Genomic DNA, 22,565 nt, shown 5'->3' with positions numbered 1-22,565 from the left:
AAGCCCTTATCGGCCAGGCCTGAATCGATTTAAAAACAGGCCTTTACCTCGCAGCGTTCTCACTATGCTTCAACTTAAGCGGCTAAGCGCCGCTTTCGATGGGGTCTCGCGTCGGCCGAATGATGCGATGTCCGACGGATTCGGACATCGCGCCCTTGCCCACGGGATGAGAAGCGGACAAGAAGGCTCCGCCCCTCGATTCTTTCTTCGCGAGGGCTTTATGGGAATTGCCGCCAGCGACCTCTGCCAACACGTGATCCGCCCGACGCTGTTTTATCTGCAGCGCCATAGCCTGGCCGCCGAAGCCCTGCTGCTCGGCACCGCCGCCTGCCAGTCCGCCCTCGGCACCGCGCTGGATACCCAGAACGGCCATGGCCTCTACCGGATCGGCGATCAATGCCACCTGCGATTGTGGGACGACCACCTGGCACGGGATCCCGACCTCGCCAGCCGCGTGCGCGGCCTGGCCAGCCAACATGCCTTCCTCGCCGCGCCCCACCTGGAACTCACGGTCAACCTGCGCTATGCCACGGCGATCGCTTGGTTGCTGTTCGAAGCCAGCGATAGCGTGCTCCCGGAGGCCGGCGACCTGGACGGGATGGCCAGGCTCTGGTGCGCGGTATTCGACCCCCAGGGGCGGCCGCTGGATTTCATGCTGGCCTGGCAACGCCATGTAATCGGTCTGGGCGAAGTGGCGTGAGCGGAACTGACTGATGGGTCAGCCCGGGGTTCCTTGGAAATCGCCTCATTTTTTCGCTCATTACGGGCTACAACAGCTGTTTTAGAGGACTTTGCCCTGTGGCAAAGGCGGCGTTTTCTTGATAGTTTTCCGCCCCTCGCAACGCCGACTAGGAGTTTTACCGTGATAACAATGACAAGAGTCGCCAAGACCGGTCTGGCCCTGGCCATCGCAACCGTTTCCGGACAGGTGCTCGCCAACGGTCTCGCCATCAACGAACAAAGCGCCAGCGGCATGGGTACTGCGTTCGCCGGTCGTTCCTCCTCCGCCCAGGATGCCAGCACGGTATTCGGTAACCCGGCCGGCTTGTCCAAACTCGACCGCACCGAGATCAGCGGCGGTTTCGCAGTAGTGAATGCCGACGTGGACATCCACGATGCCAACAGCAGCTCGGCCCAGGGCACCAACAAAGGCGACATGGTTCCCCTGGCCTCCGTGCCCTTCGGCTATATGTCCACGCCCATCACCGACGACCTGCACTTCGGGCTCGGCGTCTACGTGCCGTTCGGCGTGATCAGCGATTACGAGAAGAGCTTCCAGGGCCGCTACAAGGGCCTCTACAGCAAAGTCCAGGTCGTCACCATCCAGCCGACCCTGAGCTACAAGATCAACGACCGCCTGTCCGTCGGCATCGGCCCGACCATCAACAAGATCGACGGCAAGCTGACCAACAAGCTGGCGACCAACGGCCTGCTGGGCACCGAAGGCGACACCAAGCTGAACATCAAGGGCGACGACACCGCGGTCGGCTACAACGTCGGCGTGCTGGTGGACGTCACCGACGCCACCACTTGGGGCCTGACCTATCACTCCAAGGTCGACTACACCCTCGAAGGCCATACCGGGGTCACCAACGCTCCCAGCGCCCTGGGCCTGAACGGCAAGTACGACGCCAAGCTCGACATCACCATGCCGGAGTCGGTGGACACCTCCATCACCCACAAGCTCGACGACCAGTGGACCCTCTACGGCGGCGCCACCTGGACCCGCTGGAGCCGTCTGGAGAAGATCGCCGTGGAAAACCAGGGCGTTCCGGCCCTGGGCCAGGCCCTCGGCTTCGGCACCCTGACCGAGCAGTTGCAATGGAAGGACACCTGGTCCTACGCGATCGGCGCGGCCTACCAGCTCAACCCGCAATGGGTCCTGCGCACCGGCCTGGCCCTCGACGCCGCGCCGACCACCAACGAGCACCGCAACGTGCGCATTCCGGTAGGCAATCGCAAGATCTTCTCGCTGGGCGCGGGCTGGTCGCCGAACGATGAAATCACCATCGACGTGGCCTACTCCTACCTGCGCGAGAACGAAGCGCCGATCAATCAGCCGGACTCCACGCTGCAGCCGTCCTATAGCGCGAAATACCGCAACAGTGCCCACGGCATCGGCACCCAGCTGACCTACCGCTTCTAAGCCTCAGCTCGCGCGGCCGGTCCCGGCCGCGCGAGTCCCCCGCTCCCCGCCTCCTTCCAGGTTCCGCAGCGGCCACGGCCCGCGTGGAGGCTTGCGCCTGCGCGAAATGCGGCGCTGGCGCGCGCGGCCGTCGAACCGGAATACCACAAGGTGAATGGATGCTGCCGGAATGGAAATGCCGGAGTGTCAGGACCGGGTGGCTCGGGCGAGGCAGGGGAAACCGTCGGGGCTTCCGCCCGAAGGGCCGGCCAAGGGCTGGCCGGCCGAGGAGGTTCAACGCTTGCGCAGGATCACGCTGCCGATGGAGTAGCCCGCGCCGAACGAACTGAGCACGCCCACCGCGCCGGACGGCAGGTCGTCCTGGTACTTGTGCAGGGCGATCACCGAACCGGCGGAGCTGGTGTTGGCGTAGGTATCCAGGATCACCGGCGCCTCGTGGGGCTCGGCGTCGCGGCCGAGCAGCTTGCGGACGATCAACAGATTCATGTTGAGGTTGGCCTGATGCAGCCAGTAGCGCTGTACGTCGCTTACCGCCAGCCCGGTCTCGTGGAGGTGGGCGGCGATCAGCTCGGCGACCATCGGGCAGACGTCCTTGAACACCTTGCGGCCTTCCTGGACGAACAGCTTGTCGGCGGCGAGGCCGTCCGCGTCCGCGGCGCGATTGAGGAAGCCGAAGTTGTTGCGGATGTTGTTGGAGAACTGGGTGAGCAGCTTGGTCCCGAGGATCTCGAACTGGCGCGACGACGTGGCCAGGTCGGCGCGCTCGACGATCAGCGCGGTCGCGGCGTCGCCGAAGATGAAGTGGCTGTCGCGGTCGCGGAAGTTCAGGTGGGCGGTGCAGATTTCCGGATCGACCACCAGCACGGCGCGAGCCTGGCCGAGTTGTACCGCGTTGGCGGCGACTTGCAGGCCGAAGGTCGCGGAGGAACAGGCGACGTTCATGTCGAAGCCGAACCCGTGGATGCCCAGGGCGGCCTGGACCTCGATGGCCACCGCCGGGTAGGCGCGTTGCAGGTTGGAGCAGGCGACGATCACCCCGTCGATGTCGGCGGCGCTGCGCCCGGCACGCTGGAGCGCGTCCTTGGCGGCGGCCACCGCCATCTCGCAGAGAATGCCCCACTCGTCGTTGGAGCGCTCGGGGATGCGCGGCATCATCCGCCGGGGATCGAGGATGCCGGCCTTGTCGACGACGAAACGGCTCTTGATGCCGGAGGCTTTTTCGATGAAGGCGACGCTGGACTCGCTGAGCGCGTCCGTCTCGCCGCGGGCGATGGCCTCGGCGTGGTCGGCGTTGAAGGCCCGGACGTAGGTGTTGAAGGACTCAACCAGTTCTTCGTTGGAGATGCTATAGGCAGGTGTGTAAAGACCTGTGCCACTGATGACGGCCTGGTGCACGCGTGATCCTCTTGTCGATTCTGGGCTTCGGGCTGAACGGCTATTGTGCCGCGCCCCGCGATAATTCTCACCTGTCGTCGGACAGTACGTCGGGCTCCCGTTCACTCGGAGACAGCCCCGGCGCGGCGCGGGTCACACCGCGTCGCCGGGGCCCCGGCTCGGGAGCGGCCCCCGGGATCAGGCTTTTCCTCGGCTGAGCGCCTCCAGGCGGGCGGCGGATTGCTGAATGGCGCGGCCGAGCGCGTCCAGGTTCAGCGCGTCGCGGGCGTTTTCCTCGCTGACCGAATGGATGCGCACCGCCAGCTCGTTGATTTCCTGTGTCACGTGGCTCTGCTCCTGGGCCGCCACGGCTATCTGCTGGGCCCGCTGGGAAATGTCCTCGAAGCTGTCCACCGTGCTGGACAAGGTGCTGGCCGCGCCCTCGGCCTCCTCCACCGCCTGGCGGGTGCGCGTTTCGCCGCCCTGCATGGCCTGCACCGCTTGCCGCGAGGCCTGTTGCAGGTTGGCGATCATGCCGCTGATTTCGTTGGCGGAGCTCTGGGTCTTGCCGGCGAGGGAACGGACCTCGTCGGCCACCACCGCGAACCCCCGCCCTTGTTCGCCCGCCCGGGCGGCCTCGATGGCGGCGTTGAGCGCCAGCAGGTTGGTCTGCTCGGAAATCGCCTTGATCACATCCAGGACGGCGCCCACCTGCTGGCTGTCCTGCTCCAGGCGGGCGATCACCGACGCGGCGGAGGCCATCTCGCCCGCCAGGGTCTGTATGGCGCGGCTGTTGGCCGCCACCTTGTCCTGGCCCTCGCGGACTACCGTCTGCGAACGCTGCGCGGTGGTGGCGCAGTCGTTGGTGTTCTGCGCCACTTCCTGGGCGCTGGAGGACATCTCGGTGATGGCGGTCGCGAGCTGGGTGTTTTCCTGGCGCTGCTGCTCGGCGCGCTCCAGCAAGGCGCTGCTCAGACGGCCCAGACGGCCGGCCTCCTCTTGCAGGCGCCGGGATTCGTCGGCGATCACCTGGAGCATGCTGTGCAGGCGCCCGGCATACTGGTTGACGGCGCGCCGCAGGCCGCCGATCTCGTCGTCGCGCAGCACCGGCAGGGCCTCTCCCTGCCCCTGGCCGGTGCCCAAGGCATCGATCTGCGCCCGGGTTTCCTCGAGCTGTCGCAACAGCTTGCGCCCCGCCAGCCAGACGAAGAACAGCAGCAGCCCCAGCAGCGGCAGGAGAAACGCCAGCAACTCATAGGTCAGCGCTCGCGCCAATCCCGTGGCGTTGGCCTGGGGCGTCACCAGACCCACTATCCAGCCGGTCTGCGGCATGCGGAACAGATTGGCCTGACCCGGCTCGCCGAGCAGCGCGTCGTCCTGCAGGATGGCGCTGGCGCTACCGGTGGACTCCGCCTTGCGACGGGCCTCCAGCAGCGGCGCCAGCCAGGCCTGACGGCCGGCCAGGTCGTCGAACTTCTGCATGGTGGCGTCTTTCCCGCCCTCGCCCAAGGGGAAGAACAGCACGTTGCCCGCCTGGTCCAGGGCGAACGCGTAGCCACCGGTGACCTTGCCCTGCTCCTGGAGGAAACGCGCCAGATCGTCGAGAACCAGGTCGATGGTACTGACCCCGGCGAAGCGTCCCTGCACCTTGTAGGGCACGCTGCACGTCACCATCGGCACCTTGCTCACCGGGTCCTGATAGGCCTCCGACCAGACGCAGGCATTGCCGGGCGCGTTCCGGGCGCCGGTGTACCAGGCTTCCTGGTGGTAACCGGGCCCATCGGGCTTGTTGTAGTCCTCGGAATACTCCAAGTGGCCGTTGCCCCCCCGAGCCCAGAAGAAGCTGCGGCGCTCGGTACCGCTGGCGAAGGCGCCAGGCTCGGGCCAGATACCGCCACCGGCGATGGCGACGTCGCCGCCGTTGTCGATCAGGTTGGGAAAATTGTTGCGGTAGAGGGTTTCGTCCCGGTCCAGTACCTCGGCCAGGTGGGCCATGCTCACCGCGAGCCCCTCGATACCGGTGAGCTTGAGGCCGAGCTGGCGGACGATGGAGGTGCCGGTCTGCTCGATCAGCGCGTTGCTTTCGGCCATCACCCGGGGCTGGCCGCGGAATACCATCACCGCGAACACGGCCAGGGCGGTCAGCACCAGCAGGAAGACGGCGCCCAGCGTGAGGCGGGTGGAAATGCGTTCTGGCAGCATAGACATCAGTACTCCTGGGTTTCCGACTGGAAGTGAGTCCTAGCAATGCATCCCTGAGAGTAGCAGCCCGTCCTTGAATGGCTCGCCGCGATGCGAGCCGGCCGCGACCTTCGCGGATTCCCCGGCGCTTCCGCGGGCCTCACGCGTCGTTCGGCTGTCGGCGGGCCGCAGCCCGGATTAAGGCGCGCCCTCAGCGCAACGAGAAGCGGCGCAACGCCAGGGCCAGCATGCGCGGGTCGGCGGCGTTCGGCGCGTGGGCGTCGGGCAGGCGGAACACCAAGCTGTTGAGCCCCGGGCGAATCACCCCGGGCGGGACCTCGAAGGCGATGTCCTGTTCGCCGCCGGCCAGCACACCGTTGTACAGGGTGTGACCGTTGAGCAGAAGCGTCAGGCGCTGCCGGTCGAGGATCATCGCCTGCAAACGCGCCTCGCCCAGGAAGGCCTGCTCGCCGACGTTGAAGCTCGGGCTCGATTCGTGGCCATCGCTCCAGCGGAAGCCGTCCTCCAGGCCATGGAAGCGATCGAACGCCGCCGCCGGCGTGTCGTAGGGGATGTCCACCGCCGCCTGGAAGGGTGGCAGGTACTTCGCCCGGAACGCTTCCAGGCGATGGGCCTGTGGCGGTATGAATGCGGGAACGGCGGGTGGCCCCAGTCGAAGAGGTACTCCGGGTAGCGATCGATGTCCGGCTACGCGTTCCAGCGCTTGCTGTAAGGGTTGTAGAGGCCTTGCGTTGCAGACGATTCCCGCCAGGCCGCCCGCCAGCAGCATCGCCAGCACGCCACGCCGACCATGTCGCAACCCGCCGAGCAGGCTGAACAAACCGAGGAACAGACCGGGCAGTGCATCCGTCATCAAGGACCAACCGGCCCACCCATGCGGGAAGTGACTGATCGAGATCAGGTGCAGCGACGGCCAGACCAGCAGAGTGGCCGCCGCCAGCAGGTCCAGCCGGCGCTCTCCGAGGCAAAAGCAATAGAGCAACAGGCAGGGTCCAGCAGGGCCAGGGTCGGCCGGCAGAGGTAGACCATGAACAGTGCGCTGCGGATCGCCAGGGCGCGCCGGCCCAGCCCCTGGGCGGATTGCGCACCGCCCAGTAGAGCGCCGCGCTGGAAAACACAAAGGCGAAGTCATGGAACCACAACGCGGTGCCCAGAGTGCTCGCCAGTGAACTGCCGAACCAGCAGATCCCCACCAGGGCCAGGCTGGGCAGGGGTTGCAAATAGAGGCGCGCGGTCTTGTACAGGATGTAGACGACCAGCCAGGCCGCCAGGATCGTGAGGATCACTTGCAGCGGCGCCTCGTCCGCGCTCATGCGCCAGCCGGCGGCGTGCGCCAGGGCGACCAAAGGCGTGCTGAGCAAGGCCGTCCCGAGTGGGAAGTAATTGTAGAAATGGCCGTTCTTCTCATGCACGCGAAAGCCGAAACCCTTCAGGTATTCCGCCCCATAGGCATCCAGTTTCAGGGTGCCGTGCTCCAGCAACGACTCGCTGACCAGCAGAGTGCCCAGAGGGTCGCTTTCGGTGTTGCCGCTCCGCTGGGTGACGATCACCAGCGCCACCCACAGGGCGAGCAGGACGGAAAGGCCCCGGGGCCTGGAAGTCAGCGATTTCATCGTTCGGCCATCGCCTGCGCGTCCGGGGAGCCGAGGATGATAGCGGCGAACGGCGTACCCTCAAGCCTGGAGGCCGAAGGCCGCACGGGACGTCATTCGCTGCGGATCTGCGCGTGGCTGATCAGGGCGAAGATCAGGCTGCCGCCGACGATATTGCCGCCCAGGGTCGGCAAGGCGAATTGCAGCCAGAACGCACGCCAGCCGATCTCCCCGGCGAACACCAGGTAACCCACCTCGGCCGAGCCGACGACGATGTGGGTGAAGCTGCCCAGCGCCATGCAGTAGGTGACGATGATGATGATCCAGACCTTGGCGTTTTCCGCCGCCGGGATCAGCCAGACCATGGTGGCGATCATCCAGCCGGAAACAATCGCCTTGGCGAACATCGGGTAGGCGCCGTTCTCCATGACCTCGCGCCCGATTTCCAGGAAGGCCTGGTCGGTCGCCTCATCGAAGATCGGCAGGTGCAAGGTGGCGTAGGCGAAGGTCAGGGTACCGGCCAGGTTGCCGAGCAGGACCACTGCCCACAGCCGCAGCAGTTGCAGGGCCTTGCCCAGGCTCGGCTCGTTCATCAGCGGCAGCACCGCGGTGAGGGTGTTTTCGGTGAATAGCTGCTGGCGGGCGAGAATCACCGCGAGAAACCCCACCGGGTAGCCGAGGCTGGCGATCACCGCACTCAACGGATGCTCGCCCAAGTGCGCCCGGAACAGCCCCATCACCATCAACGACAGCCCCAGGGTCAACCCCGCTGCCAGCGCCGACCACCAGAGCGCCTGCACGCTGCGCTCCAGTTCGTACTCGCCCTGCACGCGGATCACCTCGTGCAGCACCTGGGCGCGCGGCGGCTGCCTGTCCTGCACGCTTTCCTTTTCGTCCTGGGAAAGCGCCGGGTCGACCTCTTCCTGGGTGTTGCGGGCGTCCTCGCGGGCCCCCTGCGGCTCGTCCGGACCTGCGCGGGACGACGCCCGATGCGCCTCCGGGGTTTTCTTCTGCTCATCGGCCATGATCGGCTCCCACTGCGCTGAGGCGTTCCGCTATAGGCACTGCGCCCTTGGCCGCGGTTCCACCGGCGTCACCGGTAGGCGAGGCCGAGCGACGCTATCGACGGGGGATCGAGGCCAGGCACAGGGCTCCGATGGGCGCGTCGAGGGGGCGGCCATCGCCCCGCGCCCCTGCGGGCTGGCGCGCCCACCAGCCGCCCGGCCCGTCAGACGTCCGGGTAGCAGACGCGCCCCGCCTCGCGCATGAAGATTTCCACGGTCTTCGGGCCGACTCCCTCGAAGGTTTGCAGGTGCCGCTCGAAATCCCGCCGGTCCGCGCTGGCCGCGAGGATGCCGGCGAAACGGCCGCCGTATTCGGCTTCGAGCCTGGCGCACAGCTTGAGCAGGCGCGCGGCGGTGGACTCGTCGTAGCGCACGTAGCGGGCCTCGCCGAGCATGCCGACCAGCCGTCGGCGGCCGCAGTGGGCCAAGGCGGCGGGCGTCGCGCAGCGGTACTTGTCGGCGATGACCCGGTACGCCTCGGCGGCGATATCCCGCTGGATGCGCTTGCCGAACAGGAAGCTGGCGAGGAACCACTTGAACAACGCGTCCTCGCTGTCTTCCTGCAGATCGATGCCCAGGTCCTTCGCGGTGATGTCTTTCATGGATGCTCCGGCGAGCGACGGCGGCCCTTTCCCGATTCGACGGCCAGCGGCCCGGGCGGTTCGGGCGTTCTCCGAGCGCCGCGAGCGAACCCATGGGCGCGAATGTGCGGCGCTGTCACGTTAACGTCATTAGCCTGCCTTAACGTCCAGCCTGCTCCATTTCTGGCGGTGTCCGGGTCGGCCCCTGGCGGATCGACGCGGAACCAGAATTTTTCATATCCAAGGATCAGAGACATGATGACGCGCCAATCGCTGGCTATTTCGATCGCGGCTTCCATCGCTTTCCTCGCGACGGCCAACGCCACGTTCGCTCAGGAGGGCACCCACTCCACCAAATTGATGCGACACTTGACGGACCGGGAAGCACGCGGCGATATCACCCAGTTCGGCGGTGCGCGGCGTCTGGACCGGAACATCAGCGTCGAGTTGAAGAACGCCCTGTCGGATGCGCCCGCGAAAAACGTGATTCTGCTGATCGGCGACGGCATGGGCGATTCGGAAATCACCCTGGCGCGCAACTACGCCATGGGCGCGGGCGGCTATTTCAAGGGTATCGACGCCTTGCCGATGACCGGCCAGTACACCCACTACTCGCTGCATAAGGACACCGGTCTGCCGGACTACGTCACCGATTCCGCCGCTTCCGCCACGGCCTGGTCCACCGGCACCAAGAGCTACAACGGCGCCCTCGGCGTGGACATCGACGAGCGGGATCACGCCACCCTGCTGGAACTGGCGAAAGCCAAGGGCCTGGCCACCGGCGACGTTTCCACCGCTGAACTGGAAGACGCCACGCCGGCCGCGCAGGTCTCCCACGTCACCTCGCGCAAGTGCTACGGCCCCGTGGCAACCAGCAAAGAATGCCCGTCGAATGCCCTGGAAAACGGCGGTCGCGGCTCTATCGCCGAACAACTGCTCAATGCCCGTCCGGACGTGGTGCTCGGCGGCGGGGCCAGCACCTTCGCCGAAGCCGCCAAGGCCGGCAATTGGCAGGGTCGTACCCTGCGCGAGCAGGCCAATGCGCGCGGTTTCAAAGTCGTGGAGAACATGGCCGGGTTGGACCAGGTGAAAGTCGCCAACCAGGATCAGCCGCTGCTCGGCCTGTTCGCGCCAGGCAACATGCCGGTACGCTGGACCGGCCCCAAGGCCAGCTACCACGGTAGCCTCGACCTGGAGCCGGTGACCTGCCAACCCAACCCCGAGCGCACCGAGGACATTCCGACCCTGGCCGCGATGACCCAGAAAGCCATCGACCTGCTGAAGACCAACGACAAGGGTTTCTTCCTGCAAGTCGAAGGCGCGTCCATCGACAAGCAGGATCATGCCGCCAACCCCTGCGGACAGATCGGCGAAACCGTCGATCTGGACGAAGCCGTGCAGATCGCCCTCGCCTTCGCCAAGGCCGACGGCAACACGCTGGTCATCGTCACCGCCGACCATGCCCACTCCAGCCAGATCATTCCGCCGGAAACCTCGGCGCCGGGCCTGTCCCAGGCCCTGCTGACCAAGGACGGTTCGGTGATGGCGGTGAGCTACGGCACCTCCGAGGGCAGCTCCCAGGAGCATACCGGTACCCAACTGCGCGTAGGCGCGTTCGGACCGAGGTCTGCCAACGTGACCGGCCTGACCGACCAGACTGACCTGTTCTTCACCATCCGCAACGCCTTGCAGTTGAACTGAGCCACTCGCAATGAAAAAGGCGCGCCCGGTAACGGGCGCGCCTTTTTTATCGACCGGGGGACGCCTTCACTGCGCCGTGCGGATGCGTGACGCCAGGCGCGCGGCCAGTGCCTCCAGCACCGCCGGATCGGCCTTGCCCTGACCGTGCGGACCGGGCGCCTGCCCCGTGTAGCGGGGGATCAGGTGCACGTGGATATGGAAGACCGTCTGCCCGCTCGGCGCGCCGTTGAACTGGCAGAGCTGCACCCCGTCGGGCTGCAACTCGTCCACCAGCACGCGGGTCAGTTTCTGCGCCGCCAGGGCCAGCTTGCAGAGGCTTTCCGGGTCGATGTCGAGGATGTTCCGGGCCGCGGCCCGCTTGGGGATGATCAGGGTGTGGCCGTAGGACTGGGGAAACAGGTCGAGGAACGCCAGCACGTCCTCGTCCTCGTAAATCGTGTAGCTGGGCGCCTCGCCGCGAATGATCTGGGCGAAGATGTTCTGCGAATCGTAGTCGCCGTGAAGGCTCATGGCTGTCTCCATACAGGTTGTCGGCAGCGGAAACATACCCTGTTCCGCGGCGGACGGCTAAGGCTCGTCCGCCAGGCACGTCGCCATGGGGATTCGTCGAGGAATCGCGCCCGCCCGGACTCCGCCATCTACCTCCACTACGAGGAGCGCCCTCTGTCCGCTGCCCGGATCCGTAGCGATCCGCTGCGCTCGAAGCGGCCTCGCCAAAAACCGCTTCGGTTTGCCCGCTCACCATGCCTGAGCGGCATTCCCGCGATTCTGGCCTCCCTGGCCGGCACCACGAAGGGCGGCGGGCCTAGCGTTCGAAGCCGTAGGCCCGCTCCACTCGCGCCACGCGAGTGGCGAAGGCCTCATACCACTGCGCCCGGCCTTGCTCGCGTACCGCCGCGTGCTCCGCCTGCTGGCGCCAGGCCAGGATCGCGGCCTCGCTTTCCCAGTAGGAGACGGTCAGCCCCAGGCCGTCCTCGCGGGCGGACTCCACGCCGAGGAATCCCGGCTGCCGGCGTGCCAGCTCCAGCATGCGCCCGGCCGCCTCGGCGTAGCCCCGATCGCCGGGGGTACGTCGCGAGCTGAAGATCACCGCGTAATAGGGAGGCTCCGGCGTGGCGGCGATCAACTGGCGCGCTTCCGTTCATGGGCCGCCTGCACCGCGCAGGCGCCGACCAAACCGGCGACCACCGGCGGCAGGCGACCGGCCAGGGCCGCACGTTCCGGCTGGAACAAGGTGGCGAGGAAGAACGGATGGTCCTGCAGCTCGATGGCGCGCACCTCGCCCGCCTCGTCGTGCCCGGAAGCCCGCAGGCTGTGGGCCATCAGCGGTTCGCGGAAGGCGGCGTCCAGGCCATAGCGGCACAGGTATTCCTCGGTGATTTCCAGCACGCCGTAGAGCTCGGCGATCTGCGTGCCGGACACCAGGCGCACGCGTCCGCCCACGTCCACCAGGGCACAGCTGAGCGGCCCGATCAGCGGATTCGGCGCGTGCGGGTCCAGTTCGGCGTGCTGGGCGTCCTGCCAGCCGAGGCTGTTGCGCGCGAACTCCAGCAGGGCGTGCTGGAAACCGCCGCAGGTGCCGAGGAAGGGAATGCCGCCCTCGCGGGCATGGCGGATCGCGGTCAGGGCGCCCTGGGTATCGCGGTAGGGGCTGCCCGGCACGCACCAGATGCCGTCGTAGGCGTCCAGGCAGGCGCCGTCGCCGATACGGTCGGTGGCCAGCCAGTCGAAGTCGACCTTCACGCGCAGGGCCTCGGCCGCCATCTCCAGCGCCAACGGTATCGCCTCGTGGGCCTTGATGCCGCGATCACGCTCGCCCACCAAGGCGATCTTCACCCGATTCACGCTGAACATACGCTGATCCTCCGCTCGTGTTGGGGGGCTGGCCGGCCCGGTGGCGCCACTATAAGCTGGCGTCCACGCAACAAATATTGGCATTCAAACAAGCGAAGTATGCAGCGATGCAATATCGAATCGACCACGCCGACCTCGCCCTGGTGCTCGCCCTGGTGCGCGGCCGTTCCCTCGCCCGCGCCGCGGAGATGCTCCAGGTGGACGTGTCCACGGTGTTCCGTTCGGTGCGTCGGCTGGAAGCCGCGCTGGGCAAGGCGTTGTTCGAGAAGAGCCGCCGCGGCTACCTGCCCACCGGCACCGCCCAGGCCCTGGCGGAACAGGCGGAGCGCGCCGAACAGGCCCTGGACGCCGCGCGGGTCGCCCTCGAACAGGGCGACCAAGTGGTCAGCGGCACGGTGCGCCTGACCTGTACCGACGCCGTGCTGCACGCCCTGCTGCTGCCGGCGCTGGCACGCTTCATGCCCCACTACCCGGCACTGTCCCTGGAACTGGCCACCTCGAACGAATTCGCCAACCTCAGCCGGCGCGACGCCGACATCGCCCTGCGCCTGACCAACGCGCCGCCGGAACACTTGGTCGGCCGCCGCCTGGGCGTCGTGTCTTATGCCGTCTACGGGCGCGCCGACTACCGCCAGGCGGTGGCCGAGGACGCCACCCGCCTGCCGTGGATCGTGGTGGACGATGCCATGCCCGACCACACCACCGTGGTCTGGCGCCGCCAGCAGCATCCGCGGGTCACCCCGGCCTACCGCTGCAGCGGCATGTTCTCCGTCGCCCGCCTGGTCCAGGCCGGGCTCGGCGTGGCCGCCCTGGCCGACTTCGTCGCCCGCGACCTGGACGGGCTGGAGCGCCTGAGCGACGCCCTGCCCGGCTGCGACAGCGAGCTGTGGCTGCTGACCCGCCCCGACTGTCGCGCGCTGCGTTCGGTGCAGACCCTGTTCGAGGAACTGACCGCCTCGGTGCGGGTGTGAGCCCGCCCGCTTCCTGAACGAATGGCCGCCCTCAGGCCACCGGTGAGGCGGTGCACGCGCCCGGTCATTTTCCGAGTAGAAAATGGGCGCTGGAGCCCTTTGGCAAGGGTCGAGGATTCGAGCGCGCCTTCGCTGGCAGGCCCGGGGGCGCCACGCCGGCACGATAGAAGGCGGGCTTCATTACGGCGGCCGAGTCGGGCCTGCACCTCCGCACACGCCGTGGAGAGGTCCCAGGGGTCGGGACGAAGCTCAGGCAAGACAGAAACAGGCGAAGACGCACCGTTTTACGTGCTGTGTGAGCAGCCTGAACCGGTTTCCAACGCAGCATCACCGTGCGCAGGCATTTTCGTAGAGCCCGGGAGTCGCGCATCCTGACCCTCGCCCTAGCCGCTCGCCAGCGCCCGTGCATAGGCTTCGGCATACCGCGCGAACCCTTCGGCGAACGCCGCCGGCCGCACTCCGGTGCGGCTGCGCAGCGCCTGGCTGTCGTAGACGTGGTCGAAGGCGATCAGCGACAACTGGCGGGCGACCGCGGAGCCCAGGGTGCGGGTCGCCTCGACGGCCTGGGCGTAGGGCAGGTCGGCCTGGGTCGCCGGCGCCAACCCCTGGCGGTGCAACACCGCCAGGAGCTCGCGCAGCGCGACCGGCCGCTCCGGGCCGACGTGGTAGACCCGCCCGCGGTCTTCGTCGCGGGCTTCCAGGGCCAGGGCGGCCACGCTCTCGGCCAGGTCGTCCACCGCCACCAGGGAGAGCTGCGCCGCCCCGCCCTCCAGGGTCACCGGATAGCGCCGCAACAAGCCTACGAGGGCCGGGATGAACCAGCGATCGCCGTCGCCATAGACCAGGAACGGCCGCAATACCACGCCGCCGGCCTGCAGCACCAACTGCTCGGCCTGCAACCGGGTGCGGCTGGTGGCGGATACCGGCGCCGGTTGCAGCTCATCCTCGCGCAGGTCGCGGTGTGCGCCTTCGCCATAGACCGCCGCGGTGCTCAGGTAGATCACCCGCGACACGCCGGCGCGCCGCGCTTCCTGCAACAGGTTGCGCGTGCCTTCGACGTTGACCGCCTGGCATCGCGCCTCGTCGGCGTCCACCGCCGAGGCGGCGTGGATCAAGGTCTCGATGCCTTCGCAACAACCGCGCAGCGAACCGGCGTCGGTGAGGTCGCCGCTCGCCTGCGGCGCCGCGTCGGCCGAGGGCCGTCGCAGCAGCAGGCGGGGCTCGGCGCCCCGTCGTTGCAAGGCGCGGCGGATCGCGCCGCCGATGAAGCCGCTGGAGCCGGCCAGGAGTATCCGGGTGTCGCTGCCGTCGGGGGTGTGCATGGGCATTCTCCTCAATGTCCGATACCGCGGGCCACGGCCTGCAGGATCAAGCCGGCGTAGAACACCAGCAGGAAGCCGAAAGCCAAGGGTTTGGGCCAGACCGCCGCGCGGCGGCCCAGGAAAGCGAATGCGCCGAAGGCGGCGAACCCCAGGGCCAACCAAGGCACCAGGCTGGCCCAGACGAAGCCGGTCGTCCAGGGCCGGAAAGCCGCCAGCGCCAGCAACTCGGCGGCCAGGGCCAGGCCGAAAGCGACCGCGGCGCTGCCCCGCGGCCCGAACAGGTCCGAATAGACCCGGGTGCCCGGTTCCACCTGCCAGCGGGTCTTGCGGGCGAACTCCAGGTGCAGGAAGGCGCAGGCGAAGGCCAGTATCAGCAACAGGGTGTCGGCAAGCGACGCCGACTCGCCGCGACCGAGCGCCAGGGAGAGCGCCACGTACAGGCTCAGCAACAACTGCACCGGGTAGGTGGCGAACAGGTTCACCAGCAGCGAATCGCGGAACCAGGCGCTGCGCCCTTCGACGAACATCAGCAGCAGCGCATAACCCAGGTCGAACAGCAGGATCGCCGGGGTCAGCGGCGCCCCGCCCAGGTTCAGCACCAGCAGCAGCACGGCGATCAGCGCCATGCCGACGCGCAGCTCGGCGTGGCTGATCTCGCCGCGCACCAGGGGCCGATCCGGGTTGTGCACGCGGTCGTAGTCCAGGTCCTTCTGTTCGTCGGCCATGCGCAGGTAGAACAGGGTCAGCCACACCGACAGCACGCGGATGCCGGTCTGCACGTCGGGGGACCAGGTGGCCGAAGGCGCCAGCACCGCCAGCGAGCCCTCCAGGGCGAGGACCCAGAGCAGCGCGTAGCTGCCGTAAAGTCGTGGCGAGAACACCGCGCCCATGAAGCGCGCGAGCCGCCCCGCCCAGCCGAGCGGCGAGGCCAGTGGAGCGGATATTCCGGACGTGGGTTTCATCAGGCGACTTCCTCCTGTTCCAGCAGGGTCACCGCCCCGCTGGTGCCATTGATTTCGATCAGCGCGCCGTCGGGGATCAGGCGCGTGGCGTTGGCCAGGGATACCACCGAGGGAATCCCGAACTTGCGGCTGGTGATCGCCGTGTGGGAGAGCATGGTGCCGCGCTCGACGACGATGCCCTTGGCGGTGAGCATCAGAAACAGCCAGCCGGGATCGGTCTCGCGCGCCACCAGGATCATGTCCTCGGTGGAAGCGATGGCCTGCTGCGGGTCCAGCACCACCCGGGCGATGCCCCGCACCACGCCGCTGCTGGAGCCGAGCCCGCGCATGGCGCCGTCTTCCGAGGCGACCGCGGCGGTCTCCTCGCGGGCCACCTGCAACCCGGCGGGCACCGCCTCGTAGGTGCTGAACGCCATGGGCAATTCCTCGCCCGGACGCTCGAAGGCGGCCCGCCGGGTGTCGGCGAGCCCTTGCAGCGCCGGGGTGCTGCCGGTGCCCTCGAAATAGCCGAACAACTCTTCGCGGGTCAGGTGGAACACGTCGTCGGCGCTGCGCAGCACGCCTTGCCGCGCCAGGTCCTTGCCCAGGGACTGGAACAGCGCCCGCGCGTAGCCGAACAGCTCGCTGCGGCAATAGCGGGAATTCTCCCGGTAGCGCGCGTACAGGCGCACCTTGCCCACCAGCCAGGCCAGCAGTTTGAAGCGCCAGCTGGCTTGCCCGAGGCCTTGCTCCAGTACCCGTTCGGCGGCCTGGCGGATGCCCTGCTCCTGGCGACGCAGGCCGTCGACGCTGAGGCCCGCGTCGGCATAATGCCGGGCCAGGCGCAGCAGCGTCGCCGGGGTGTCGCGCAGGCTCGGCTGCTCCATCTTCAACTCCTGCAAGCCCCGGTCGCCGTAGTGGTGCAGGTGGCGGCGGAACGCCTGCAGCAAGGGCTCGCCGAACTCGCCGCGCTCCAGCGCCGGCCACAGGTCCTGCTCGTCCTCCTGCCGCCGCGACAGCGTCGGGTGCGCGCGCACCTGCTCGCCCAGCGCCACCAGGGACATCAGGATCGCGCTGCTCCGGTTCTCCTCGTCACCGCACAGCAAGTCGTTGAACAGCGCGGGGTCGGCGTCGGGCAGGTAGCGGGCCAGCAGCTTGCCCACCAGGCCGGAAGCGTTGCTCAGCAGGGTGTCGTTGATCAGGGTCAGGCCCCACCACTCGCTCACCTCGCGCCACAGCCCGTGGAAATCCTCGATCCGCGCCAGCGGCGTGGTGCGCCCGAGGTCCTGGCCGCGGCGCGCCGCGAACAGCCGCTCCCACCAGGCCTCGAAATCGCCCATGCGACGCTCGTTGCGCACCAGCGCGACGATCACCCGCGCCGCCGACGCCCCCAGGCGCAGGGCGGCACGCCAGCGGCCCAGGGGCGGCAGCGCGCTGCGCCCGTCCATGGCGCCGGGCTCGATGCCCATCATGCGTTCCCAGCCGGGCCGGAACAGCGGGAACACCGGCAGTTGGCTGTGGAGGATGTACCAGTCGTCCAGGCGGTAATAAATGCGCCCATGGAGGAAACCGATCATCTGCTGCAAGTGAGTGGCGTTGCGCCGCAACAGGCCTTCGCTCACCCCCAGCCGGCGATAGAGGTCGCGGAAGATGCTGTAGTAGAACGCCTGGGCGAAGGAGTAGGTCAGGGCCGTGGTGACCCCGGGAAAGCTCTCGGTGATGTTGCTGTTGCTCCACAGGTGGCGCAGGCGCGGATCGACCGCGATGGGCCGGGCCTGCACCAGGTGGATGACGCCATCCTCGGTGAGGGTGCCCTCGATGTCCTGGGGCATGCCGAAATAGGCTTCCACGCGCAACGCCAGGTGGGCGATGGCGCGCACTTCGCCGTCATCCAGCACCGCGGCCGCCACCCGCTCGGCGGGCACCTCGCGGACCACCACGCCGTCGCTGGCGAACCCCTCCGCACTGTCGTCGTCGAGGGCGGGGTCCCGCACCGCCTGGCGGTGCTTGGCGATCAGGGTCGAGGTGACCGCCCCGCTGCCCCGGGCGTAGAAGAAATGGTCGACGTCGGCCTTGTCCTGCACCACCCCCTCGCCGATGCCGTGGGCGGCGGCGATCACGCAGCGATTGGCGGCGTCACGCGGGTCCACCGAGAAGGCAACGAAGGAGCGCGTGCCGCAGACCATGGTCTGGATGCCCACCGCGACCCGCGCGGCAAAGGGCGCCAGCCCCTGCTCCAGGCGATAGAGCACCGCCTCCTCGTTGAAGGCCGAGGCCCAGCACTGGGCGACCCGCTTGAGCAGGGCGGCGCGGCGCACGTAGAGGAAGCTGTCGGATAGACCGGCGAAGGGGTCCTGGGCGGAGTCCTCGCCGACGCCGTCCGCCCCGGTGACCACGCAGGCGCGGACCGCGACGAAGCCATCCGGCCCCGCCAGGCGATCGAACGCCTGATGCAAGGCGGCGGCCAGCGCCTGGTCCAGCGGGGCGGCGCTGAGGCGCTGGCGGATGCCCGCCGCCCAGGCACGGAGCGCGCGTCGATCGGCGCAGTGCGGGCTGCCCGGCTCGGGCGAGTCCGCCCGTAACGGCGCCAGGGCACGGTCGAAGGCACTGGCCGGCACGCAACAGAACGGCGGGACCGGGAAACCGGCCTCACGCATCTGCGCCTGCCGGGAGAACTTGAAGCCGACCTGGCCGGGGTCCAGCAGGTCGCGGGGTTCGATGAGCAGGCTCATGGTTTCACCACACCCCCGGGATGATGCGCTTGTGCCGCTGCGCGTAGTGCCCATAGCCCGAGACGGTGGCGTTCAGCGCCCGCTCCTCGACGCGGATGCGCACCACGATGGAAGGCAGCAGCAGGCAGAAGAATCCCAGCAGGCCCGGCAGGTTGGCGAAATACAGGACGAAGCCGAACTCCGCCAACAGCATGCCGCTGTAGGCCGGGTGGCGCACCCAGCGATAGGGCCCGCTCTGCACCACCTGATGGCCTTCGATCACCCGCACCTGGTGGGAATAGAAGTCGCCCAGGGTCTTGATCGCCGTCAGGCGGATGGCGATCCCCAGGACGAACAGCACGGCGGGCGCCAGCAGCCAGGCGTGCCACTGCTGCCAGTGCAACGGCGCGCCATACAACGCCGCGACGATGGTCGCGAAGCGGGCCAGCCCGTAGAACTGCAGGGTGCCCCGGTCGGCGCTGCCGGACTCCTCGCGGGAGGTGCGCAGGGTGATCTTCAGCTCGAAGAAGATCCACACCAGGTGCAGCGCGATCAGCAGCGCGGCGAACGCGTGGGGCGATTCCACGCGCAGCGACCATTCGCGCCACAACGCCCAAGCCAGAGCAACCAGGGCGATGGGCAGGAGCAGAGCGGGAAAGCGACGCAACAGGGTATTCATGGGCGTTTCTCCGAAGTCGGTTGAGGGCGCGCCTGACGGATCCGCGCGTAGAGTCTGGGGCTGACGGCACGGCCGCCCACGGCGATCTCGGCGACTCTCCGTTCGCCCTCGAGCACCTCGAGCACCTGGGTACCGTTGCCTTGCGGTATCACCCCCTGGCCCGCCACCGAGGCGACGTCCAGGCGCGCGCCGCGGGACAGCGGCTCATGAAAACGCGCGGCGACGGAGGCGAGGATGAACGGCTTGTCGGTGGGGGTGTTCTGCACCGCGTGCTGCAACAGCAGGGAAAACTGCCGGCACGCCTCTACGATCTCCAGCGGCGTCCGCCACGGGCGGCGACGCGCTTGCAGGCCATGGTCGGCGGGCAACGGCAACAGACGCGACCGGTAGGTGCCGCCCGGCGCGCGACGCAGGTCGGAAATGAAGATGTTTTCCCGGTGCAATTTGTGCACGTGCTCGGCCGGTGCCGGCTGGATAGGCTCGTCCGGTCCCGACCGCACGCGGCCATCGACGGAGAGATTGGGCCTGAACTCGATCGTCCCTCGACAGACCGGCGCGTCGTATTGCGTGATCTGCAAGTAACAGGCATGACGCGCTTCGCCCGCGCGCTCGAACCTGGCTTGCATATCGATCGCCCCGTCTTTCTCGCAGAAGCGTTCGAACGACAATTCCAGCGCCGCTATATAGTAAGTTTCTTCGCCCGCCTGCGTGCCGAGGGTATGGGAAAGTGCCTCTTCGGCCACGCCCAACACCCCATCGAGCAATAACATGCCCGGCACATGATCGACCGGATGGTCGAAGAAGAACCGACTGGTCTCGTCGACTTCGAGTGCACGCGTATATATATTTCCGCGCGCATTCCAATGCCCCGGATATATAGATCCATCCGCCTGCGAAACTTCCCTGGCACTCACTCCGCTACTCGACATTTCACTGCCCTCCATGCGCCCTTGGCGCGATTCCACGTAGTCACACGAAACTTCCATTTCGGAAACGGCAGGCATCCGCAAGCGCCGAGGCAAGGCCCGCGCCTGCAAACAAGAGGTCTGAACAATCGGATTGTTATTATTATGAAATCCGAGCGATTACCTTTCCAATGAAATTGGAAATACAAGGACGCTGGTTTGATTATCCAACGCTGATGGGGCGATCAATATCAGGCTGATCGGAGTTTAAGACTAGCCTCGTTCTTCCCTGCCCACTCGTTAAACATCCACATGCATCTGAAGACAGATTATGACGTTAGTTCGTTCGCCGAAAAAAATAAATAGCCGCGTTATTGTCGGACAATAAGCCAATTACCCGAAAGAGTGCCCCGCGAAGTAAGCGAACGGTTCGAATCCGGACAGTTAACGGTTATGGCGCAATAGCGAAACAAGTTCCGCAACGTCCCACCGAACGCTTCCAGCGAGCGTGTCACTAGGCGGCGGCCGCGATACCCGAACCCGATGCTCGGTTTTTCCCGCGTGGCAAAAGACCGATATGCAATCGGTTTCGAGGCGGGGCGAATTTACGCCGGACGGTAGTGGCTCGTGTTCATTTGCGCCGGAAAAGACACCCTGGCCCGCGTGATAGAGCCCTCGCGAGGGCCGGGCGCTGGGTTGGCGTACGACGGAGAAGCCGGACAAGCGCAGCAAAGCGCGCCGGGTCATTCAGGGCGGGAGCCTCGACCTAGGCGCTTGGGCTCTGTACGAAAAGGGCCTGCGCGCGGTGATGTTCTACAGCCCCTGGGATTGCCCCGGGGCGTGGCTTTTCCGGCATCCCGGGCGTCGGCGCGTCCCCGCGACCGAGGGTTCGGGCGCAGTCACCGCGTGCCGGCCCAGCCTTTATTCGACGCGCCATTACCATCGAGGGCAAGACGCGATACGGGGCCGCCCGCCGCGGCCGTCAACCGCTGATGCTCTCGATCCGCCTCACCCGCCCGGAATCGATGAAACGGGCCATTTCCCGCGCCAGTTCCAGCACGCTGGCATTCGGATGGCGGGCGCAGTAGGCGCCGATCCAGGCGCGCCGCTGGCCGGCGTCGAAGTTCTCGATCAGGTTATCCGCGCTCATCAGCTCCTCGTCGACCCCGTAGAGAAAGCCTTCGACCCAGAGGCCGACTTCGCGGGCCTCGGAGCTGTCGGGTTGCTGGATTCGGGTGAGCGCGTGGCATTGCACGGTGCCCAGCGCGGCGGGTTCGTCCGCCAGAACCGCCCCGGCGAGGGGCAGGATCAGCAGGGCGTGAAGCAGCGGTTTGGTCATCGGGTTGACTCCGTATTGTCGCACCGGCGAACCGCGCCGGCTGGTGGGTGTGACCATCCGGGGCGGGAAGGTTTCCCAATAAGGACGATTGAGCCCGGCCAATCCCGCGGAACGTGCGCGATGTCTCAACCCGCCTCGATATCCGGTGCAGCGCATGGCCGCCGCTCGCAAGCCTCGCCGGACCCGGCGCCCGTTCGCTTCGACGGGCGCTGAATACGCATTCGGGACTCGCCGGCCGTCCTGCCTACCGACGAACTCTCCGGTTTTCCAGGTCCCCGGCGGGCCGATGTGGGTGCCCCGCCCCCGCGCACTTGCTACAGTAGCCGACCCCGCCCAGCCACAAGTGACCCCATGCCCCTCGCCCCGGACGACCGCGCCCTGCCCCGCTTCTGGCGCGACGCCGCACTGCCCTTCATCGAGGCGCGCGCCGTCGAGGACGGCCGCAAGGTCTGCTACGCCGCCCATTCCCACGAGGCCTTCTCGGTCGGCGCGGTCACCGCCGGGCGCAGCACCTATTTCAACGGCGAGGCCCGCGAGCGCATCGAGGCCGGTTGCGTGGTGATGATGAACCCCCAGGCGGTGCACGCCTGCAACCCCATCGACGGGCAATCCTGGTCGTACCTGATGCTCTACGTCGACAGCGCCTGGCTCGGCGCCCTGCAACGGGACCTGGGCTTCAGCGAGGACGGCCGCTTCCAGCCGTTCGCGACCATCCTCAGCCGCGACCCGGCGCTGTTCGCCGGGCTGACCGAACTCTACGACACCCTGATCGACCCCCTGGCGGACACTGCGCACAAGGCCAGCACGGCGGTGGCGTTCTTCACCCGCCTGCAACACAGCGTCGCCCCCTCGCCCGGCGCGTCTCTCGCCGGGCCCTTGCGTCGGTTGCAACGCGCCGCCGCCTTCATCGACGCGCATTGCACCCAGGCGCTGACCCTGGAGGACATCGGCGCGGCGGCCGGGCTCTCGCCGTCCTACCTGATCCGCGCCTTCAAGCAGGGCTACGGCATGACGCCCCATGCCTACCTGGTCAATCGTCGCATCCAGCGCAGCCAGCACTGGCTCAGGCAGGGCCAGCCGTTGTCCGAGGTGGCCCTGGCGGCGGGTTTCGCCGACCAGGCGCATTTCCAGCGCGCGTTCAAGCGCCATCTGGCCGCAACCCCCGGCCAATACCGCGACTGAG

The 22,565-nt window shown here is 67.5% G+C and carries 19 protein-coding genes; 5 read left to right on the top strand and 14 right to left on the bottom strand.

What is annotated here, in order from left to right:
* Positions 1 to 220 precede the first annotated feature (220 nt).
* Both OGL92_RS01160 and OGL92_RS01155 read left to right on the top strand, forming a co-directional pair.
* Positions 221 to 700 carry a hypothetical protein gene (locus OGL92_RS01160; RefSeq protein WP_263139138.1) on the top strand — a complete coding sequence of 160 codons (480 nt, stop codon included), beginning with the start codon at positions 221 to 223 and terminating at the stop codon, positions 698 to 700.
* A 171-nt stretch (positions 701 to 871) separates the two neighbouring features.
* The gene (locus OGL92_RS01155) at positions 872 to 2,146 is read left to right on the top strand and encodes an outer membrane protein transport protein (RefSeq protein WP_263139130.1); all 1,275 of its coding nucleotides are present in this window, start codon (positions 872 to 874) and stop codon (positions 2,144 to 2,146) included.
* Between the two features lie 273 nt (positions 2,147 to 2,419).
* Here OGL92_RS01155 and OGL92_RS01150 read toward each other — a convergent pair whose 3' ends face one another.
* The 5 genes from OGL92_RS01150 to OGL92_RS01130 form a co-directional block, all read right to left on the bottom strand.
* On the bottom strand, positions 2,420 to 3,541 hold the full coding sequence (locus OGL92_RS01150; protein WP_263139127.1) for a beta-ketoacyl-ACP synthase III: 1,122 nt from the start codon (positions 3,539 to 3,541) through the stop codon (positions 2,420 to 2,422).
* A gap of 177 nt (positions 3,542 to 3,718) precedes the next feature.
* Entirely contained in the window at positions 3,719 to 5,728 is a 2,010-nt protein-coding gene (locus OGL92_RS01145) for a methyl-accepting chemotaxis protein (RefSeq protein WP_263139125.1), read from the bottom strand.
* A gap of 184 nt (positions 5,729 to 5,912) precedes the next feature.
* Positions 5,913 to 6,704: a hypothetical protein gene (locus OGL92_RS01140; protein WP_263139123.1), complete on the bottom strand. Its 792-nt coding sequence runs from the start codon at positions 6,702 to 6,704 to the stop codon at positions 5,913 to 5,915.
* A 723-nt stretch (positions 6,705 to 7,427) separates the two neighbouring features.
* The gene (locus OGL92_RS01135; protein WP_263139121.1) at positions 7,428 to 8,339 is read right to left on the bottom strand and encodes a formate/nitrite transporter family protein; all 912 of its coding nucleotides are present in this window, start codon (positions 8,337 to 8,339) and stop codon (positions 7,428 to 7,430) included.
* Positions 8,340 to 8,542: 203 nt separating this feature from the next.
* Positions 8,543 to 8,980, bottom strand: a complete 438-nt coding sequence (locus OGL92_RS01130; protein WP_263139119.1) for a DNA methylase — start codon at positions 8,978 to 8,980, stop codon at positions 8,543 to 8,545.
* Between the two features lie 234 nt (positions 8,981 to 9,214).
* On the opposite strand from OGL92_RS01130, the gene phoA reads away from it, so the two are divergent.
* The gene (gene phoA, locus OGL92_RS01125) at positions 9,215 to 10,660 is read left to right on the top strand and encodes an alkaline phosphatase (protein ID WP_263139115.1); all 1,446 of its coding nucleotides are present in this window, start codon (positions 9,215 to 9,217) and stop codon (positions 10,658 to 10,660) included.
* Between the two features lie 66 nt (positions 10,661 to 10,726).
* Here the strand turns inward: phoA and OGL92_RS01120 are convergent, their stop codons facing one another.
* The 3 genes from OGL92_RS01120 to OGL92_RS01110 all read right to left on the bottom strand — a co-directional run bounded on the left by OGL92_RS01120 (position 10,727) and on the right by OGL92_RS01110 (position 12,514).
* The gene (locus OGL92_RS01120; RefSeq protein WP_263139112.1) at positions 10,727 to 11,170 is read right to left on the bottom strand and encodes an HIT family protein; all 444 of its coding nucleotides are present in this window, start codon (positions 11,168 to 11,170) and stop codon (positions 10,727 to 10,729) included.
* Between the two features lie 295 nt (positions 11,171 to 11,465).
* Positions 11,466 to 11,786, bottom strand: a complete 321-nt coding sequence (locus OGL92_RS01115) for an antibiotic biosynthesis monooxygenase (RefSeq protein ID WP_263139108.1) — start codon at positions 11,784 to 11,786, stop codon at positions 11,466 to 11,468.
* Positions 11,783 to 12,514 carry a CTP synthase gene (locus tag OGL92_RS01110; protein WP_263139104.1) on the bottom strand — a complete coding sequence of 244 codons (732 nt, stop codon included), beginning with the start codon at positions 12,512 to 12,514 and terminating at the stop codon, positions 11,783 to 11,785. The genes OGL92_RS01115 and OGL92_RS01110 overlap by 4 nt, the downstream gene beginning before the upstream one ends.
* A 107-nt stretch (positions 12,515 to 12,621) precedes the next feature.
* On the opposite strand from OGL92_RS01110, the gene OGL92_RS01105 reads away from it, so the two are divergent.
* Positions 12,622 to 13,485, top strand: coding sequence for a LysR family transcriptional regulator (locus tag OGL92_RS01105; RefSeq protein ID WP_263139096.1), 864 nt, complete (start codon positions 12,622 to 12,624; stop codon positions 13,483 to 13,485).
* 383 nt (positions 13,486 to 13,868) lie between these two features.
* Here OGL92_RS01105 and OGL92_RS01100 read toward each other — a convergent pair whose 3' ends face one another.
* The 6 genes from OGL92_RS01100 to OGL92_RS01075 form a co-directional block, all read right to left on the bottom strand.
* Positions 13,869 to 14,807, bottom strand: a complete 939-nt coding sequence (locus OGL92_RS01100; RefSeq protein ID WP_263139093.1) for an NAD-dependent epimerase/dehydratase family protein — start codon at positions 14,805 to 14,807, stop codon at positions 13,869 to 13,871.
* An 11-nt stretch (positions 14,808 to 14,818) separates the two neighbouring features.
* Entirely contained in the window at positions 14,819 to 15,769 is a 951-nt protein-coding gene (locus OGL92_RS01095; protein ID WP_263139090.1) for a hypothetical protein, read from the bottom strand.
* A complete protein-coding gene (locus OGL92_RS01090; RefSeq protein ID WP_263139088.1) occupies positions 15,769 to 18,480 on the bottom strand; it encodes a PEP/pyruvate-binding domain-containing protein in 2,712 nt (903 codons plus the stop codon). The genes OGL92_RS01095 and OGL92_RS01090 overlap by 1 nt, the downstream gene beginning before the upstream one ends.
* Before the next feature lie 4 nt (positions 18,481 to 18,484).
* Entirely contained in the window at positions 18,485 to 19,138 is a 654-nt protein-coding gene (locus tag OGL92_RS01085) for an isoprenylcysteine carboxylmethyltransferase family protein (protein WP_263139087.1), read from the bottom strand.
* Positions 19,135 to 20,142, bottom strand: a complete 1,008-nt coding sequence (locus OGL92_RS01080) for an AfsA-related hotdog domain-containing protein (RefSeq protein WP_263139084.1) — start codon at positions 20,140 to 20,142, stop codon at positions 19,135 to 19,137. Before OGL92_RS01080 ends, OGL92_RS01085 begins: the two co-directional genes overlap by 4 nt.
* Before the next feature lie 883 nt (positions 20,143 to 21,025).
* A complete protein-coding gene (locus tag OGL92_RS01075) occupies positions 21,026 to 21,382 on the bottom strand; it encodes a hypothetical protein (protein ID WP_263139083.1) in 357 nt (118 codons plus the stop codon).
* Positions 21,383 to 21,733: 351 nt separating this feature from the next.
* Here OGL92_RS01075 and OGL92_RS01070 point away from each other — a divergent pair, with 351 nt between their 5' ends.
* Positions 21,734 to 22,564, top strand: coding sequence for an AraC family transcriptional regulator (locus OGL92_RS01070; RefSeq protein WP_263139082.1), 831 nt, complete (start codon positions 21,734 to 21,736; stop codon positions 22,562 to 22,564).
* Position 22,565: the final 1 nt, after the last annotated feature.

The organism is Pseudomonas sp. RIT-PI-AD (assembly GCF_025642785.1).
In the GTDB taxonomy this organism is placed as follows: domain Bacteria; phylum Pseudomonadota; class Gammaproteobacteria; order Pseudomonadales; family Pseudomonadaceae; genus Pseudomonas_T.
This window is presented reverse-complemented; position numbering and strand designations above follow the sequence as displayed.